13 protein-coding genes, 1 tRNA gene and 1 pseudogene are annotated in these 17,976 nt (G+C 57.2%); 7 read left to right on the top strand and 8 right to left on the bottom strand.

Translation table 11 applies throughout. The features are described 5' to 3' along the window. Positions 1-114: 114 nt before the first annotated feature. A complete protein-coding gene (locus DCS96_RS11220) occupies positions 115-1,302 on the bottom strand; it encodes an MFS transporter (RefSeq protein ID WP_232818231.1) in 1,188 nt (395 codons plus the stop codon). A 121-nt stretch (positions 1,303-1,423) separates the two neighbouring features. On the opposite strand from DCS96_RS11220, the gene DCS96_RS11215 reads away from it, so the two are divergent. From DCS96_RS11215 to DCS96_RS11205, 3 genes are all read left to right on the top strand, one after another. Next, entirely contained in the window at positions 1,424-2,317 is an 894-nt protein-coding gene (locus DCS96_RS11215) for a LysR family transcriptional regulator (RefSeq protein ID WP_116474343.1), read from the top strand. 114 nt (positions 2,318-2,431) lie between these two features. Then, positions 2,432-3,271, top strand: coding sequence for a 2OG-Fe(II) oxygenase family protein (locus tag DCS96_RS11210; protein WP_116474342.1), 840 nt, complete (start codon positions 2,432-2,434; stop codon positions 3,269-3,271). Positions 3,272-3,955: 684 nt separating this feature from the next. Continuing rightward, positions 3,956-5,671, top strand: a complete 1,716-nt coding sequence (locus DCS96_RS11205) for a cytochrome c peroxidase (RefSeq protein ID WP_198650006.1) — start codon at positions 3,956-3,958, stop codon at positions 5,669-5,671. A gap of 201 nt (positions 5,672-5,872) precedes the next feature. Here the strand turns inward: DCS96_RS11205 and DCS96_RS11200 are convergent, their stop codons facing one another. Next, positions 5,873-6,775 carry a LysR family transcriptional regulator gene (locus DCS96_RS11200; protein ID WP_116474340.1) on the bottom strand — a complete coding sequence of 301 codons (903 nt, stop codon included), beginning with the start codon at positions 6,773-6,775 and terminating at the stop codon, positions 5,873-5,875. 237 nt (positions 6,776-7,012) lie between these two features. Here DCS96_RS11200 and DCS96_RS11195 point away from each other — a divergent pair, with 237 nt between their 5' ends. Genes DCS96_RS11195 through DCS96_RS11185 form a run of 3 tightly spaced genes read left to right on the top strand, consistent with a single transcriptional unit; the run spans position 7,013 to position 10,702 of the window. Beyond that, the gene (locus DCS96_RS11195) at positions 7,013-8,170 is read left to right on the top strand and encodes a M20 metallopeptidase family protein (RefSeq protein ID WP_116474339.1); all 1,158 of its coding nucleotides are present in this window, start codon (positions 7,013-7,015) and stop codon (positions 8,168-8,170) included. 14 nt (positions 8,171-8,184) lie between these two features. After that, complete coding sequence (locus DCS96_RS11190; protein ID WP_116474338.1) at positions 8,185-9,582, top strand: YfcC family protein; 1,398 nt, start codon at positions 8,185-8,187, stop codon at positions 9,580-9,582. A 13-nt stretch (positions 9,583-9,595) separates the two neighbouring features. Further along, positions 9,596-10,702, top strand: coding sequence for a mandelate racemase/muconate lactonizing enzyme family protein (locus DCS96_RS11185; protein ID WP_116474337.1), 1,107 nt, complete (start codon positions 9,596-9,598; stop codon positions 10,700-10,702). A gap of 564 nt (positions 10,703-11,266) precedes the next feature. On the opposite strand, the gene DCS96_RS11180 is transcribed toward DCS96_RS11185, so the two are convergent. The 5 genes and pseudogenes from DCS96_RS11180 to rpsU all read right to left on the bottom strand — a co-directional run bounded on the left by DCS96_RS11180 (position 11,267) and on the right by rpsU (position 16,093). Next, positions 11,267-11,343: transfer RNA gene (locus DCS96_RS11180), tRNA-Ile, on the bottom strand. Between the two features lie 142 nt (positions 11,344-11,485). Beyond that, positions 11,486-13,339 (bottom strand): annotated as a pseudogene (gene rpoD / locus DCS96_RS11175) (RNA polymerase sigma factor RpoD); the annotation flags it as partial. Between the two features lie 231 nt (positions 13,340-13,570). Then, on the bottom strand, positions 13,571-15,343 hold the full coding sequence (gene dnaG, locus DCS96_RS11170) for a DNA primase (RefSeq protein ID WP_116474335.1): 1,773 nt from the start codon (positions 15,341-15,343) through the stop codon (positions 13,571-13,573). Positions 15,344-15,418: 75 nt separating this feature from the next. Continuing rightward, the gene (locus DCS96_RS11165) at positions 15,419-15,862 is read right to left on the bottom strand and encodes a GatB/YqeY domain-containing protein (RefSeq protein WP_116474334.1); all 444 of its coding nucleotides are present in this window, start codon (positions 15,860-15,862) and stop codon (positions 15,419-15,421) included. 15 nt (positions 15,863-15,877) lie between these two features. After that, complete coding sequence (gene rpsU, locus DCS96_RS11160; RefSeq protein ID WP_014293599.1) at positions 15,878-16,093, bottom strand: 30S ribosomal protein S21; 216 nt, start codon at positions 16,091-16,093, stop codon at positions 15,878-15,880. 172 nt (positions 16,094-16,265) lie between these two features. Between rpsU and tsaD the strand changes: the two genes are divergently transcribed. Then, positions 16,266-17,282 (top strand): tRNA (adenosine(37)-N6)-threonylcarbamoyltransferase complex transferase subunit TsaD, encoded by a 1,017-nt coding sequence (tsaD, locus tag DCS96_RS11155; protein WP_116474333.1) that lies wholly within the window; start codon positions 16,266-16,268, stop codon positions 17,280-17,282. A gap of 165 nt (positions 17,283-17,447) precedes the next feature. Here the strand turns inward: tsaD and DCS96_RS11150 are convergent, their stop codons facing one another. Then, entirely contained in the window at positions 17,448-17,891 is a 444-nt protein-coding gene (locus tag DCS96_RS11150; protein WP_116474332.1) for a PACE efflux transporter, read from the bottom strand. Positions 17,892-17,976 lie beyond the last annotated feature (85 nt).

Raw genomic sequence — 17,976 nt, 5'->3', positions numbered from 1 at the left:
ACTGTTTTAAGTGATCCTAGTTTATTATCTGAAAAGGCACCAATCGGATATGACAGATAGACAGGGGATCCGTGGCGGCGAAACCATGACCCCCTGCCGGAATGCGAATGTCTGTCAGGCAAGCGGCTGAACGGGACTAACCCTGGGGCCTGTCCGCTGTATCCACAACGCCAGGAAGACCAGCAATATCGCGGCTGCGGTTAATACGAGATAGACACTGTCCAGCGAGCCTGTGGCCTCGCGAATATATCCGGCCAGCAGGTTACCCAAGGTACCTCCCAACCCGAAGGTCACCATGCAAATGCCGCTGATCTGCATGGTGGCGGTCGAAGAGTAGCTCTGGCCAATCCAGCCGGCGAGTATGCCCCACATGGGAAAGTACATCATGCCATAACCGAAGCCGGCAAGCAGGGCGCAGTGGGCCGGATCATAGGTAAAGGCCAGCAGACCCAGGGCAAAGCAGCTGAAGATCACCAGCAGCGCCACGCTGTGGCCTTGACGGTCGGCCAATCTGCCGGTGAGCAGGCCCGCCACCATGCCGGTTACACCGACGGTGGTCCAGGTATATCCACCCAGGGCGGCAGGCAGCCCCAGCTGATCCAGATAGGTGTTGAGCCAGTTGGAAAAAGGCATGGTGGTGAAACCGACCAGGAAACAGATCAAACAGGCCAGCAGGGCGGTACGTTCCCCGCAGATGGTCGCAAGCAGTTTCGAGGCGGGAATGACGGATTCGGCGGTATTCTCCCCGTTGGCCGGTCGTTTCTGTAAGCCGCGCAACAGATGCCAGGTCAGACCAACCACTATCATGCCGATGACGCCGGCTATTTGCCAGCCGCTTTGCCAGCCAAATACGGGCACCACCAGCAGGATCAGCAGGCCGTTCAGGCCATAACCCCAGGCCGTGCCGCTGGATGCGGTCGAAAGGTAGGTGGACCTTTGTTCGGGCTTGGCGCAACGGCTGACGATCTCCACTATGGTGCCCCAGCTGATCGCCGCGCTGGCGGCCAGGCAGGTCAGGGTCAGGGTGATAAGCAGCGGATCCCGCAGCTGTGACATGGTAAACAACAGGGCGGTGCTGAAGATACCGGTTGTCAGTGCCAGGCGGGCTGTCCCCAGGCGATGACCAATCAATCCGAGCAACATGGCCCCGGCGAGGTATGCCAGCTGGGTAAGGGCGCCGATGGCGGCCAGGTGCCAATGGTTGAGGGTGATGGACTCCCGCATCAAGGGCACCAGGGCGGCAAACAGGAACATACCGAAACCATGACTAACTATCTGATTCATCCCGAATATGGCGGCCATCCGCATATTGACTCTCCCTGATGATGAACGGTTAATTAACAGTACCTATCCTGAACGCTTGTTATTGTTCGGTAAATCGATAAATATTGACCCCTGCGTTCAACAATATTGAAATCTTGCCATGCGTGATTTACCCATTACCTTGCTGCGGACCTTCGTGGTGGTGGCAGATACCCTCAACCTGACGGTGGCGGCAGGCCGGTTGCACCGGGCCCCTTCTACCATCAGCATGCAACTGAGTCGACTCGAAGAACTGGTGATGGCCGAGTTGTTGGAGCGTGGTCAGTATGGGGTCAGGCTAACCCCTGCCGGGGATCAGCTCAGGTCCCATGCCCAGCAGCTGCTTAATTTGCACGATCGGATCCTGGGCTCCTTCCAGAATGCGGATATTGCGGGCAAGGTTCGCTTCGGTACCCATGATCAATACGCCACCCGCAACCTGACCCCGCTGCTGGAAACCTTCGTACTCAACTACCCTGAAGCGCGGCTGGAAGTGCTCTGTGATCACCGGCCTCATTACCTGGCGTCACTGGTCAAGGAAGGTAAACTGGATGTCGCCCTGGTGGAAATGCCGGTATTGTCGGAGGGGGGCCTGCGTCTCGGTCGCGATGAGCTGGTCTGGGTGCGTTCAGAAATGCATGAAGCACATCTGCGCGAACCCTTGCCGCTGGCGGTGTTTGTTGAGGGCTGCTATCACCGGGATTCTGCCCGTCAGGCTTTGGAAAGTACGGACCAGTCCTATCGAATTGCCTTCACCAGCCAGAGCCGGGCGGGAATATTGGCGGCGGTGCGGGCGGGTATTGGGGTCGGGGTGATCCCGCGCAAGACCCTTGAACCGGGCCTGGTGGTGGTCGAAGAAGGACTGCCCCCCTTGCCCTGGACCGATACCACCCTGTTCGTGGCCGAGCGGGTGAACGAGGCCACGTCCCGCCTGGTGCAAACCATAAAGGAGAGTCCTCAGTTTGCAGCTGCCAAAATGGTCATCGAAGATTGGCACCGGCACCAACTTGGTTGATCCTGCCCCCGACCTGGCGATCCCAAAGCACTTGCCGAAATGGGGGGGAATAACTAGGATCCTTATCCATTTCAACCACGGATAGCCGCACCTGGTGTCGGCAAAGAGAATATGATGAAACTAGTTGCCGTTGATTATCGTGCCGACAACGCCGCCGAGCAGTTTGTCGAGTCGCTGCGCAGTACCGGCTTCGGGGTACTGAAGCATCACCCCCTGCAGCAAAGCCGGGTCGAGTCCATCTATCGGCACTGGCAGGCCTTTTTCGATAGTGAAGACAAGCATAGATACCGCTTCGACCCCAAGACCCAGGATGGTTACTTCCCGGCCGAGATCTCCGAGGTGGCCAAGGGGCACTCGGTCAAGGATATCAAGGAGTACTTCCACTTTTACCCCTGGGGTCGTTGCCCGGATGCGTTGCGGGAAGAACTGGTGGATTATTATCAGGCGGCCAACAGGCTGGCCGGCGAGCTGTTGTCATGGGTTGAGACTCATGCACCGGCCGAGGTTCGGGCGGGCTTCAGCCAGCCGCTGTCATCCATGATTGCCGACAGCGAGCAGACCCTGCTGCGGGTATTGCACTATCCACCGATGCTGGGAAATGAGGAACCGGGAGCGATTCGTGCTGCCGCCCACGAAGACATCAACCTGCTCACCATATTGCCGGCAGCCAACGAGCCGGGGTTGCAGGTAAAGGGAACCGGTGAGCAATGGCTTGATGTGCCCTGCGACTTCGGCAACCTGATCGTCAATATCGGTGACATGCTGCAGGAGGCCTCGGGGGGCTATTTCCCGTCGACCTCTCACCGGGTGATCAATCCCGAGGGCCTGGATATGGGCAAATCGCGTATTTCCCTGCCACTGTTCCTGCATCCCAGGCCGGAGGTGGTGTTGTCAACGCGTTATACCGCCGACAGCTACCTTAAGGAACGACTGAGAGAGTTGGGTGTAATCTAAATGGTTAGCCTCCGGTCAGCTTGATAACAGGGCCTCGGTACATTACAGAATCTATTATCCCGTCAGGCGCCAGGGAAGGCTGTTATGCCGGTGTGGCAGGTAGTTGCCTGACACCTTGATTGTTCTACTATTCACAGCTGCAATGTAAGGCTTGAAAATAAAAACTGTAACGGTGATGGAACACCAAATAAATTAAAAAAAACTAACCGTCTGATATTAATGGGAACTCTTTTTTTTAACTGTGTCTTTTTTGTTACATTGATTTATTTAAATAAACTGGCCCAGTTTTCAATTTATTGATTATCGGTTGATTATTTATTTTCCTTATTGTCCGGTTTCTTTACTGTGCACCATTTTATCGGGTGTAACTATCCTCGTCGCTTCTTTATCCTCTTTTGCAAAGCCGGCTGTTTTCGTCAACGCTTAATAGTGACAGGGATGAAGCTGTTTAGCTCCCGCCTTTAATGATGTTAATACGCCTGAAGGGATGGCCGATTGTCGGCGTGGGCGATTGCGTCTTCCTGCTCTTTAAATGAATAAGAGCAATGTGTTTTTTAAGAGAATAATAATCTGTCGTTAATAACGCCGCCATGGGAATGGCCGTGTCTGTCGACGGATATGGAGAGTCTGACACTCTCTGGCTGTAACCCCAGCTATTGCCGCAAATGTGAGGAGCATATAGCGATGAGTACAACAATTTTTCGAACCTCCGCAATCACGAGAGTCGTGACCATCATGGTGTTTGCGAGTGGCTTGAATCTGACATCCGGCCAGGTTCAGGCCAAGAAGGATAAGGATACCGCCAATCTGGACGATGGCGAGCGGATCGAGGCCCTGACCGAACTGGGCAAGCGGGTGTTTTTCGATCCTATCTCCGATCCCAAGGGCGCGCAGTCCTGCTCCAGCTGCCATGATCCCGCGACCGGCTGGACCGGACCCTCTTCTGACATCAACCGGCTCGAGGTGGCCCAGCCGGGGGCCAATATCCACAAGGATCCCGAAGCCAGGGGGGGGCTGAGGCCACCCACCAATGCCTATGCCACCCTAATCCCGTCGTTTAAGTTTGTTGATTCTCCATTTGGGAATAACCAGGTACCTGTCGGTGGTGCCTTCTGGGATGGTCGCTCCGAAGGTGACGAGCCCCTGTTTCCGAACGGGGCGACCGAACATATCTACCTGGCGGATGTGCTGGCGGGTGTAACGGAAGGTACAACGCCATTGAGTGAGTTTGAGCGGGCGGTCAAGCATTACCTGGGACCGGTGGCCGATCAGGCACTGAATCCCTTCCCCAATCCGGTCGAGCAGAATATCCGCGAGAAGGCGGTCTGCCACCATGTTGAAAAGTCCAGCTATGCCAACCTGTTCAGGGACGCCTGGGGAGAGCGCATTAAGTGCAATGAGGACGTTTATCGGACCAGTTTCAAGCGTATCGCGGTGGCGCTGGCCGCCTACCAGGATTCCCCCGAGGTCAATGCCTTCAGCTCCAAGCGCGATGATGCGCTGCGGAAGGAGCTGGCCTGCATGCCGCTAGGTGAGATACAGGCATTGTCCTGGGCTCAGAGGCTGCCGGCAGGGGAAAGCGTTGAAAGCGTCCTGTCCCGGTTCGGGGTTGACGAGATACCTTGCGATACTGACAAGACTGATTCAACTCCGGGACGGTTCCCGCTGGCGGGGTTAGATGAAATGGAAAACTGGGGACATGATCTCTTCTATGCATTCGGCAGTGTACCAGTCGGTGCATATGACGCCTGTATGGGGGAGTTCATTACCGAAGACTCGACTCCTAAGCCGGGGGCGCGTTGTGTTGCCTGCCATACCAATAATCGAGGGGATGACGGCACTGAGCCCTTGCAGATCTATTCCGACCATGGCTATCGCAATATCGGCACGCCGGTGAACTTTGAAATACCCGGCGTCACGGAAGCGGCCCTGGGCCTGGCCGGCCATACCGTAGATGAGAACGGGGTCATCAATGAGGCGCATGTTGGGCTGGTCAAAACCCCCGGCCTGCGTAATGTGGACAAGCGGCCTGATGACGAGTTTGTGAAGGCCTATACCAGCAATGGCTGGTTCAAGAGCCTGGAAAGCCTGGTGCATTTCTATAATACGTCTCTTGTTACTCCTGACGATTCCATTATTGGTGCTGTCCCGAATCACGACGTGGTACGCTGCCCGGATTATATCCTTACCGAAGCGCAAGCATTGGGTGATGACGGTCTTCCTGCCTGCTGGCCTGAGCCCGGACATACCAATGCGGTATCTTTTCGTGTTGGTGTTACCGGTAATCTGGGGCTCAGCGCCTGTGATGAAGAAGCGATAGTGGCCTACCTGAAGACCTTTAGTGATGGATTTGGTGATACAAAGGGGGGGCGGCCGCCGAAAAATAAAAAATCCAAATAGCCTTGCCTTATCACCGGGTTTTGCCCCCCGGTAAGAGAGCAGGCAAAAGTCGACAGGCAAACCGCCGGTACCCTTGGGTACCGGCGGTTTTTTGAGGAGGATTGCAGAAATACATAGGAACCTTGGCGCATTTGGCCAGCCTGAACACGACAGGGAAGAAGCCGGTGTGCCTTTCCGAGTAGCCGCCGACCATAAGCGAAATCAGGTCATGTTGCTGGTTAACTGGCCCACCTCTCCGGCGACAGCGCACAGCGATTCAATCTCGGCCGACTTGCAGCCCCTGCGCCAGGCCAGCATCAGCGGGGAATAAATGGGGAGGTCATCGAGTTCGTGGGCGATGAGGTTATCGTCACCTGCGGCCAGGATGCTGGGCATGATGGCGTAGCCCATGCCCGTTGCCACCAGGCCTCGGATGGTGATGTCATCGTGACACTCCTGCACTATGTTGGGCCTGATGCCCGCCTCACGAAGATGCCGGTCGATGCGATCAAAGCTGCCGGGTGTCGAGTTACGCTTGAACCGGATGAAGGGGGCGCCATCCAAGTCTCGCAGTGAGCCTGGCGCTTTACCCTGTAAGCCGGGTTGACGGCGGGTAATCACCGCCATGCGAAAGGTACCGATGGGCAGGGTATCGAGCAGCGGCTCATCGCCGGGCTCGATGAACAGGATACCTGCATCCATACTGCCCTGAAGGATGGCAGAGGTCTGGGGGCCGGACAGCATGGACTCGAGTGACAACTTAATGTCCGGATATTGTGTGCGAAACCGGCTGATCAACCCCGAAATGCCGGGAATATAGGGATGAATCGTGGTGATGCCGATGGACAGGCTGCCGGCTTCGCCATTAGATATGGCTTTGGTTTTCTTGGCGACGTTATCGAAGTCGGCCACCAGACGCAGGGCGTTGTCATACAGGAATGCGCCTGCCGCGGTCAAGACCACCCCCTTGTGATTTCTATCGAGCAGCCGGGTGCCCAGCCCTTCTTCGAGCAGCCGGATCTGCCGGGTCAGTGCCGGCTGGGCGATGGGAATTTTTTTCGCCGCCGAAGTAATGGAACCCTCGTCTACGACCGACAGAAAGTACTTCAGTTTTCTTATATCCATGGTGTTATCTCGCCCCAATCGGCATGTGGCATATCAAAAAGGCATGCCTCTATCGAGAAGAAGTATTTTCCCGCCCTTAACTCCTTGAATATGATGAAAAACGCCTTTTAGTGCAACATCACAGAATGGCTGTTTCATGGACACTTTCCCCTGACGACGTACCTCTTGCAATGAGAGTCTGTGCCGTCGCGGAGGAAAAACGGTTTTTGGCAATGACACAATAGAGGGATCTAGCCAATGAATGAGCGTGATATAGAGCGCATGATTGCCTTTCGGCGCGAGCTTCATCGTTTTCCGGAGCTTTCCTGTGGCGAACAGCAGACTGCCGAGCGGGTCATCGGCATGCTGCGGGAGATCGGCGTCGACGAGGTGCATCAGGGTATCGGCGGCCACGGCGTGGTCGGCGTCATTAACGGTCTGTCCGCCGGCCGCAGCGTGGGCCTGAGGGCCGACATGGACGCCCTGCCGCTGGTTGAAGAGAACAGCATCGAGTATTGCTCCAGCCATCAGGGGGTGATGCATGCCTGCGGCCATGATGGTCACACGGCGATGCTGGTCGGGGCCGCCCTCTCCCTGGTGCAGAAGCGTCCCCCTTCCGGCCGGGTGGTGTTGATCTTCCAGCCGGCCGAGGAGCTCGGCACCGGGGCCCCCGCCATGCTCGAAGACGGTCTGCTGGAGCGCTTTCCCATCGAGGCGATATTCGGGCTGCATAATTGGCCCGGGGTCGAGGCGGGATGCTTTGTTGTTCACGACAGGCCACATATGGCATCGAGTGATGACTTCGAGGTGCAGTTCAACTCCGAGGGCGGCCATGGCGCCATGCCTCATCTGGCGTCGGATCCGGTCTTGGCCTCCGGGCTGTTCGTGACCGCCCTGCAGCAGATAGTCAGCCGTAATACCAACCCCGAGGACATCGCCGTGGTCAGCGTCGGCAGCCTCCAGAGCGGTCATGCCAGCAACATTATCCCGGCCTCGGCCAGGCTGAAAGGGACCGCCCGCAGTTTCAAGCCCGAGGTCAGGCAGCATATCGAAAAGCGCATCCACGATATTGTGCAAGGCATCGGCCTGGCGACGGGGTGTACTCCGACCATTGACTACCGCCGCTCTACCCCCCCGGTAGCCAATGACCCGGCTTGTGCCACCCTTTCCCGCAGCGTGGTTGCAGAGCTGTGGGGAGAGGCCTTGCTGGTGGATCATCCGATCAGCATGGGAGCTGATGACATGGGGGCCTTCCTTGAAGAGGTACCCGGTACCTATGCCTGGATTGGCAATGGCTGCGGTAGCGCCGCGCCGCAGCTGCACCAGCCCGACTATGACTTCAACGACGACATCCTGGAGAAAGGAAGCCGCTTTCTTTCCCATGCCGCTCGCCGTTTTCTCGACAGCAACCGGTGAACCAGGGAGGTAACATGAGTCATCTGGAAAGAACTTCTATGCTTGAGGCGACACCACGCCGTCAGCTCGCTTTTCCACATATCTTCGTGGTCTTGTTCACCTTTATTTGTGTCGCGGCCGCGATGACCTACCTGATCGATGCTGGCAGCTATGAACGGGTGCTGTCCGAACAGGGCAAGACGGTGGTGGTGCCAGGCAGCTACGCCACTATCGATGGACAGAAGGCAACACTACTCACGCCTTTTATGGCGGTCTTTGAGGGAATGAAAGAAGGCAGCAGCATCATCTTCTTTATCTTTATCTCCGGGGGCGCCTTCGGTGTGCTCAAGGCGACGGGGGTGCTGCAGAAGCTGGTGGCCAGTATCAGTCGTAGCCTGTCGGGCCATGATCTCGTGCTGATCCCGCTGCTGATGCTGCTGTTCGCCATCGGCGGCGCTACCTTTGGCCTTGCCGAGGAAACCATCGCCTTTATCATCATACTGGCGCCCATGATGAAGATGCTGGGCTATAACGCCATGGTCGCCGCCGCTGTCCCGCTGGTTGGTGCCGGAGCCGGATTCTCCGCGGCGTTCATGAACCCCTTTACCGTTGGTGTGGCCCAGGATATTGCCCAACTGCCGATGTTTTCTGGCCTGGGCCTGAGGGTCGTTTACTGGCTGGTATTCGTTGGGGTGAGCATTGCTTTCGTGACCCGTTATGCCGCCAAGGTAAAATCGGCCCCGGCTTCCGGGGCTGCGGGGAGTCAGGATGCGCTCAGTGAGACCCCCCTTACTCATTCCGACCGCTTGATCCTGTTGGCCTTCGCCGGCTCCATCCTGGTGATCGCCTACGGCGTTATCCGCCATGGTTGGTATATCGGCGAAATGTCCGGTGTGTTCCTGCTGATGAGCATGATGGTCGGAGCCTTTGCCCGCATGAGCCCCAACGAGATCGCCGAGCAGTTTGTGAATGGACTCAAGGAAATCGCCATGGGGGCCCTAGTGGTTGGTTTTGCCTTCGGTATTCTGATTGTGCTCAAGAATGGCAGCATCCTCGATACCATCCTCTATCACCTTGAGCAGCTGATTGGCGGCATGCCTCCCGTGCTCACGGCCGTCGGCATGTTCCTGGTGCAGCTGTTCCTTAACTGCCTGGTGCCCTCCGGTAGCGGTCAGGCCGCCCTCACCATGCCGCTGATGGTACCGCTGGCTGATCTTGTGGGCGTTACCCGCCAGACCGCGGTGCTTGCCTTCCAGCTGGGCGACGGGATCACCAATATCATCACCCCCACCTCCGGCTACTTTATGGCGGGACTGTCGGTGGCCGGCGTCTCCTGGAGCAAATGGATCAAGTGGATCTTGCCATTGTTTATCATCCAGCTGATGCTGGCCGCCAGCATGGTCACCCTTGCCTATTATATTTCCTGGTCTTGAAGGACGTTTTCCTATGCAGATTAAACAGATCACCGTTTATGGCATTCGCTTGCCACTCAAACAGCCATTTAAGATCGCCTACGACACCTATGAAGATATCGAAAGCATACTGGTCAGGATCGAATCGACGTCGGGAGAAGTGGGGTGGGGAGAAGCGGTTGTTGACCAGCATGTCTCGGGGGAAACCTGGCAGGCAGCCCGGCAAATCATCACCAAGGAGCTGTCACCGCTGCTGATTGGGCGCACGTTCGACAGCATCGGCGCCTTCCACCGGATGGCCGAGGCGCGCATACGTCATAACCCGTCCGCCAAGGCTGCCCTGGACATCGCCCTGCACGATCTGCTGGCCAGACACTGCAAGGTCCCCCTCTATAGCCTGCTCGGAGGACGCTTCCATGCCCGCCTCGAACTGCCCTGCGTGATCAGCATGCTGGCGCCGGAGGAGATGGCGCGCCAGGCCCGAGAGGCCTGTGAGCGAGGCTATAGCTCGATCAAGATCAAGCTCGGCGATGCCCCGGAGCAGGATATTGAACGCATCGCTCGCGTCCGGGAGGCAATGAGCCCGGGTGTGGCCTTGAGGGTGGATGCCAACCAGGGCTGGACTGCCAAGCAGGCATTGCAGGTTATTCGACATGCTTCCCCGTATCGGGTGGAGTGGTTCGAACAACCTGTCTCCATCGAGAACCTGGACGCGCTGGCCCGGATCACCCAATCCACCGAGGCCTTGATCATGGCCGACGAGCCCATTCACGGTGTACGTGACATGCTTGAGGTGGTCCGGCGCGAGGCGGCGGACATGGTCAATATCAAGCTGATGAAATCCGGGGGATTGCACGCCGCCCGCGCCATGGCCGAACTCGGTCTCGCTGCCGATATTCCCTGCCAGATAGGCTCCATGGTGGAGTCCTCCGTGGCCACCCTGGCGGGCGCACACCTGGCGATGGCCCATTGTAACATTGTGGCCAATGACATGGTGGGACCGGCCATGATATCCGCCGATGTTGCCGACATGCCCGGCAGCGAAATGCACATAGAGTTACCCGAGGCCCCGGGGCTGGGCGTCCTGGTTGACGAGGATCGGGTGCGATCACTCAGCACCTTTGAGGATCGCATCGACTGATGCCTTGAAAGGGGGAGGCTTGCCTCTGGATCCTCAGAACCAGTGGCGGCCGCATCATGTAGCGGTAAGCTCTTCAAAGGCCGAAAAAGCTCTTCAATAGCTACCGGTTAGGAGTCACAGAGGCCCTATCTCCAGTCAAAATCCGTAACCATTAATATGGTTACGGATTTTTTATGCACTTCTTCACGAGTGCTGAGTCGCCTGTAGACTGTGCCAACAGGCGACTCTGTTGCATCAGGGAAGGTCGTCGGAGTAGGCCATTCGTCCGACCTTTACAAAGCAACTAAACAGACCGGTTACTTAATCTGTTTGTTATAAGATAGGCATCATACGCAGGCATGCCCGCTGTAGGCTTCGCCTCGGCACCTACTGCCATGGACAGCGGAAATGCCGGAAGGGCAGGCGCGTTTTCCCATGGCAGCCGGTCGCGCTTTACCAGGCGGAACAGCCATTTAAAAGATAGGTGAGGCCTGTTTGGGCAGGTGCCGATGATGTTCCCTCCGGAATATGGAACACAGGGCACAAAAAAGGGTTAGCGGCTGTTAAGCTGCTAACCCTGGTATTTGGTGGCCCCTGCTGGACTTGAACCAGCGACCGATCGATTATGAGTCGAGCGCTCTAACCAACTGAGCTAAGGGGCCAAAAGTGGAGCCGATTATAAGGAATGCACCGTCGGCTGTCCAGAGCCCGGCTGACCGGGTGTCTGCTTTTTAAGCGGATAAGGGGGAGTGGGGTAGAAAACAACAAGGGGCGCCTGAGCGCCCCTTGTTGATGCGGTTTTGCTTACTCGTCGAGGAAGCTGCGCAGCACTTCCGAGCGGCTCGGGTGGCGCAGCTTGCGCAGGGCTTTGGCTTCGATCTGGCGGATACGCTCCCGGGTAACGTCGAACTGCTTGCCGACTTCTTCCAGGGTGTGATCCGTGTTCATATCGATGCCGAAGCGCATACGCAGCACCTTGGCTTCCCGGGCGGTCAGCCCGGCCAGCACATCGTGGGTGGCGTTACGCAGGCTTTCGCTGGTGGCCGAGTCGGCGGGCAGCGACAGCGTGGTATCCTCGATAAAATCGCCCAGATGGGAGTCTTCATCATCACCGATGGGCGTTTCCATCGAGATCGGCTCCTTGGCGATTTTCAGCACCTTGCGGATCTTGTCTTCCGGCATGGCCATACGGTGAGCCAGCTCCTCCGGGGTCGGCTCGCGGCCCATTTCCTGCAGCATCTGCCGGGAAATCCGATTGAGCTTGTTGATGGTCTCGATCATGTGCACCGGAATACGGATGGTACGGGCCTGATCCGCGATGGAACGGGTAATGGCCTGCCGAATCCACCAGGTGGCGTAGGTCGAGAACTTGTAACCGCGACGGTATTCAAACTTGTCTACCGCCTTCATCAGGCCGATATTGCCTTCCTGGATCAGGTCCAGGAACTGCAGACCCCGGTTGGTATATTTCTTGGCGATAGAAATAACCAGACGCAGGTTGGCTTCGACCATTTCCTTCTTGGCACGACGGGCCTTGGCCTCGCCAATGCTCATGCGGCGGTTGATGTCCTTGATCTGGGAAATGGTCAGGCCGGTTTCTTCTTCTATCCGCTTCAGCTTACCGATGGCGCGCAACACATCTTCGGTCACTTCTTCCATCTTGGCGGACCAGGCTTTGCCGGCAGTCAGTTGCTTGTCGAACCAGGCCTGTTCGCTTTCGTGGTGGGCAAATGCCTGCACGAAGGTCTTCTTCGGCATCTTGCACTGCTCGACACACAGCTTCATGATGATGCGTTCCTGCACGCGTACCCGCTCCATCATGTCACGCATGCTGTTGACCAGGCGATCAAACTGCTTGGGTACCAACCGGAACTGACGGAAGACGTCGGCCAGGACTGTTATCTGCTCGGCGGCCTCACTCGATGTACGACCCTTGGCCTGGATGGTGGCGCGGGTGGTCTCATACTGGGTACGCAGCAAGCCAAACTTTTCCCGGGCGATTTCCGGATCCGGACCGGTATCGGCGTCTGAATCGTCGTCGTCCCCGTCTTCATCTTCGTCTTCGTCGTCGTCTTCGTCATCCAGATCTTTTTCGCTCAGTTCAGAGCCGATATGGGTGGCGGTCGGGGCGACTTCGTCGGTTTCGTCCAGATCGACAAAGCCGGAGATGATGTCGCTCAGCTTGATATCACCAGCTTCAAAACGATCGAACTGATCCAGCAGGGAGGTAATGGCCTCGGGATATTCGGCCACCGAACTCTGCACCTGGTTGATCCCGTCTTCGATGCGTTTGGCGATGTCGATTTCGCCTTCCCGGGTCAGCAGTTCCACGGTACCCATTTCACGCATGTACATGCGTACCGGATCCGTGGTGCGACCGATTTCAGACTCGACAGAAGCCAGTGCCTGAGCGGCGGCCTCGGCGGCATCTTCGTCAGCAGTGGTTTCCGACATCATCAGATCATCGGCATCGGGGGCGCTTTCAACCACCTGGATGCCCATGTCGTTGATCATCTGAATGATGTCTTCAATCTGATCGGAGTCGACAATCTCCTGGGGGAGGTGATCGTTCACCTCGGCATAAGTCAGGTAACCCTGTTCTTTACCTTTGGCAACGAGAAGCTTAAGCTGTGACTGTGGGGTTTGCTCCATAGAACTCGTCCGATTAGATGTTGCAAGAGGATGTAGGCATAAGGCACTCTTTTATGGCGCGCAAGTAGCCGATTATAACAAAAATTGACCAGCATGACTACGCCGGTCCGTGCTAGCCAACACCTCTCGCCATCTTGATGTTTATGGGAGTGGGTGCTGCAGCCGGTTCTGCTTCATGTCTCCCCGTTCGGGGATGTCATACGATATTGGGGCCGGGCACCCGTTTTTCAACGAGGTTCAGGCCGAGCCGCTTTTGCTCTCTGTTAACAATAGCAGCAATTCCTGTTTTTCTGTCGGTGTCAGTCCCTGCGGACTGTTGCTTTTCTGCTGCAAGGTCTCGATACGCTGGGCCAGATACCCGTTGATCAGTACCACGAAGATATCCTGCAGCTCTTGTTCGATATTGTCTCCGGCGAACAGCTCTTCGGCCATCGCCAACCTGGCAAGGGCCTGCTCAGCACTGTGCCCGCGCCAGTGCTCCAGCAACTGGGCCGTGCTCATGTCCGGATGGCGGCGAACCTGGTCTAACAGCTCAAGCAACAATTCGATGCCGGGTAGAGACAGTTCGGTCAATTCGACCATGGCCGGCAGCCTGGCCGCGACAGCCGGATATTGTAGCACAAGTGCAATGGCACGGCGAAGGGGGGTGAGCTTTATCTTTTTCGGGTTGGGCTGACGTTGGTCGTTGGTCGTTGCCGTCGACTGTAGGCGGTTAAACAGCTCCCGTACCCGCCGCTCGTTCTCGCCCCAGTTCAGCTGGCGGGAGAGCCGGGTGATCAGCCCCTCACGGGTAAAGCCTTCTGGTACCCGGCCGATGGCTTCCGCTGCCCGCTTGGCCAGTTCATGCTGGCCGGCCTCGCCACCGAGCTGGTTGTCCTGGGACAGGCGCTCGAACAGGAAGTCCCCGAAATCCTGGGCCTGGTTCAGCATCTGCTCAAAGGCCTGGGCGCCGAGCTTGCGTACCAGAGTATCCGGGTCTTCACCTTCGGGCAGGAAGATGAACTTCAGGCTGCGGCCGTCCTGCATCAGTGGCAGGGCATTGTCCAGGGCGCGCCAGGCCGCTTCCCGCCCGGCCCGGTCGCCGTCGTAGCAGCAGACCACTTCCTGGGTGGTGCGGAACAGCAGCCGCAGGTGATCCGGGGTGGTCGAGGTGCCCAGTGTGGCTACGGCATAATCGATGCCGAACTGGGCCAGGGCGACCACATCCATATAGCCTTCCACCACCAGGATACGCTCCGGGGTGCGGTGTGCCTGGCGGGTTTCATACAGGCCGTAGAGCTCCCTGCCTTTGTGGAACACCGGGGTTTCCGGGGAGTTCAGATACTTGGGAGTTCCTTGTTCCAGGATGCGGCCACCGAAGCCGATGATGCGTCCCTTGCGATCACGGATGGGGAACATGATGCGATCGCGAAAGCGGTCGTAGACGCGCCCGTTGTCACTCTTGAGCAGCATGCCACCCTCAAGCAGTTGCTGTTCGGCGTCCGAGTTCCTGGCGAACTGGCGCTTGACGGCATCCCATTGGGCCGGGGCATAGCCGATGGCGAACTGCTTGACTATTTCTCCACTCAGGCCTCGCCCTTTCAGGTAGTCGATAGCTTGTTGCGATTGCTTGAGCTGGCTTTGATAGAAGCGATTGATGTTATCTAGCCGGGTATAGAGATCCTGGCGTACCGCCTTGGTTGCAGCCTGGTGTTCCGCTGAGCCCGTACTTTCCCTGGGTACGGTAACGCCGTGCAGACTGGCCAGTTCATCGATGGCGTCGAGAAACTCCAGGCCATCGTATTCCATGATAAAGCCAAGGGCAGTGCCATGGGCGCCACAGCCGAAACAATGGTAGAACTGTTTATCGGGGCTGACGGTGAAAGAAGGAGATTTTTCGTTATGGAAGGGGCAGCAGGCCTGGTAGTTCTTGCCCGCTTTTTTCAGTTTCACCCGTTGATCGATCAGGTCGACGATATCGGTTCTGGCCAGCAGATCGTCGATAAAGGATTGGGGGATTTTACCTGCCATAGTTCACCGGGAAAGCGGAAAAAACAAAGCCGTGCATCATAAAGAAGCACGGCCCGTCGACAGGGAGCAACCAGTTTAAGCCAGTTTGGCTTTGATGCTGGCGCTGACCTTGCCCATATCTGCACGTCCCTGGATCAGCGGCTTGAGTACCGCCATGACCTTGCCCATATCCTGCATGCCAGTGGCGCCGGTATCGGCGATGGCTCGGGTCAGCAAGGCTTCCAGCTCGTCTTCTGTCAGAGGTTGCGGCAGGAATTCCTGCAGCACCACGATTTCCTGGCGTTCACCATCGGCCAGTTCTTGGCGGCCTGCCTGCTCAAACTGGGTGGCGGCGTCTTTACGCTGTTTTACCATCTTGGTAATAACGGCGATGATGGCTTCATCGTCCAGGGATTCGCGGCTGTCTATCTCTTTCTGTTTGATCTCGGCCAGCAGCATACGCAAGGTGCCCAGGCGAGCCTTGTCTTTGGCACGCATGGCATTTTTTTGTTGCTCTGACAGCTGGTCTTTTAAAGACATGAGATCAGCGACTGCTTAGTACAGACGAGTGCGACGTGCGTTTTCGCGAGCCAGTTTCTTGGCATGACGCTTAACAGCGGCTGCTTTGGCGCGCTTACGCTCGGTAGTCGGCTTCTCATAGTGCTCACGACGACGCACTTCAGACAGAATACCGGCCTTTTCGCAGGAACGCTTGAAGCGACGCAGGGCTACGTCGAAGGGCTCGTTTTCACGTACTTTAATTACTGGCATGTGCCTTTCACCTCGGTTCACTGGCCTGTCACCGACCAGTATGACAATAAAAATGGTGCGAAATTCTACTCTGAACCCGGACCCAAAGTAAAGTCCGGCCAGCCCTTGGCTGGTTAAAAAATCGCGGGCAGGGTAACATAGCGCCATCTTTTCCGACAGCCTTTATTAAGCCATGCGTGTATTGGGTATAGAAACCTCCTGTGATGAAACCGGCATCGCCATTTATGACGAGGAGCAGGGTATTGTTGCACATCAACTGTACAGCCAGGTCAAGCTGCACGCCGATTACGGCGGCGTGGTGCCCGAGCTGGCCAGCCGGGACCATGTGCGTAAAACCATTCCGCTTATCGATGCCGCCCTCAGGGAAGCCGGCTGTAGTAAGGAGGATATAGACGGCATTGCCTATACCGCGGGTCCCGGCCTGATGGGCGCGCTGCTGGTCGGCGCCACCATTGGCCGCAGCCTGGCCTTTGCCTGGGGCAAGCCGGCGGTGGCGGTGCACCATATGGAAGGTCACCTGTTGGCACCCATGCTGGAGGAGCGGATTCCGGCGTTTCCTTTTATGGCACTGCTGGTGTCCGGCGGCCATACCCTGCTGGTGCAGGTCGATGGCATCGGTGCCTATCAGATCCTCGGGGAGTCCATTGACGATGCCGCCGGCGAAGCCTTCGACAAGACTGCCAAGCTGATGGGGCTGGATTATCCGGGGGGGCCACGCCTGGCCAGGCTGGCGGCGCAGGGCAGCGCGGGGCGTTTTGTCTTCCCGCGGCCGATGACCGACCGGCCAGGCCTGGATTTCAGTTTTTCCGGGCTGAAGACCTTTGCCGCCAATACCATTGCGGCCGAGGGAAGTGATGAACAGACCCGTGCCGATATCGCCCATGCCTTTCAGCAGGCGGTGGTGGATACCCTGGCCATCAAGTGCCGGCGAGCCCTGCAGCAAACCGGATTGAACCGGCTGGTGGTGGCCGGTGGTGTCAGTGCCAACCAGTCACTACGGGCCCAGCTGGCGGAGCTGATGGCGGGTCTGGGGGGGGAGGTCTTCTATCCGCGCCCCGAATACTGTACCGATAACGGCGCCATGATTGCCTTTGCCGGCCTGCAGCGGCTAAAAGCGGGGGTCTTTGAGCCTTTGTCGGTCAAGGCCCGACCCCGTTGGCCACTGGACGAGTTAACGCCGGTGGTCTAACTCCTCGGCATGGGTCTGTGTGGTAGCGGCTGGAAGAAAGCCCCCGCTTGCCTGGTGCCGCGCACTTAAGCTAAAAAGGGGGTCTATCACCAGGGGCCGACTCAACAGTCGGCCCCTGGTGATAGACCCCCTTAACTGAACCGTATTACTCCGATTGCCCGGTGTTTACCGCTCGGTGGTTGCCTGTCCCGGGTAGATACCGGGAATGGGAAACACCTTGTCATAGAGCAGGTTGTAGACATAGGCATAGACCAGGTAAAACAGCGCCATGGTGATATCCATCATCAAGGCCTCCATCAGACTTATCCCTAAATGCCAGGCAATCATCGGCAGGAAAATCAACAGCAAGCCTCCTTCGAACAGCAGCGCATGAAAGACCCGTATCATGGTGGTCTTGTGGCTGCTGCCACGGATCCGCACCATGGCGTGATCGAACAGCAGGTTGTAGAAGTAATTCCAGACGGTGGCGATAATGGACCCAGCCAGGGCCAGCACCCCCATCTCATGGAGCTCGAAACCGAACAGCCAGCTGGCCAGCGGGGCGAACACGACAAGCCCTATCACTTCAAAGCCGAGGGCGTGGCGGATCCTGTCTCTAGTGGTACGCATGGTTATTTCCCTGGAAAGCAATCTGTGGGCTATTCTATCTGCTAATATCCAGTAAAAAAGTTAGTTAGTATCGGATAAACAGATA

Origin of the sequence: Zobellella maritima (genome assembly GCF_003075035.1) — a bacterium.
Classification (GTDB): domain Bacteria; phylum Pseudomonadota; class Gammaproteobacteria; order Enterobacterales; family Aeromonadaceae; genus Oceanimonas; species Oceanimonas maritima.
Note: the sequence above shows the minus strand (reverse complement) of the source record. Positions and strands in the feature narration are given on the sequence as shown.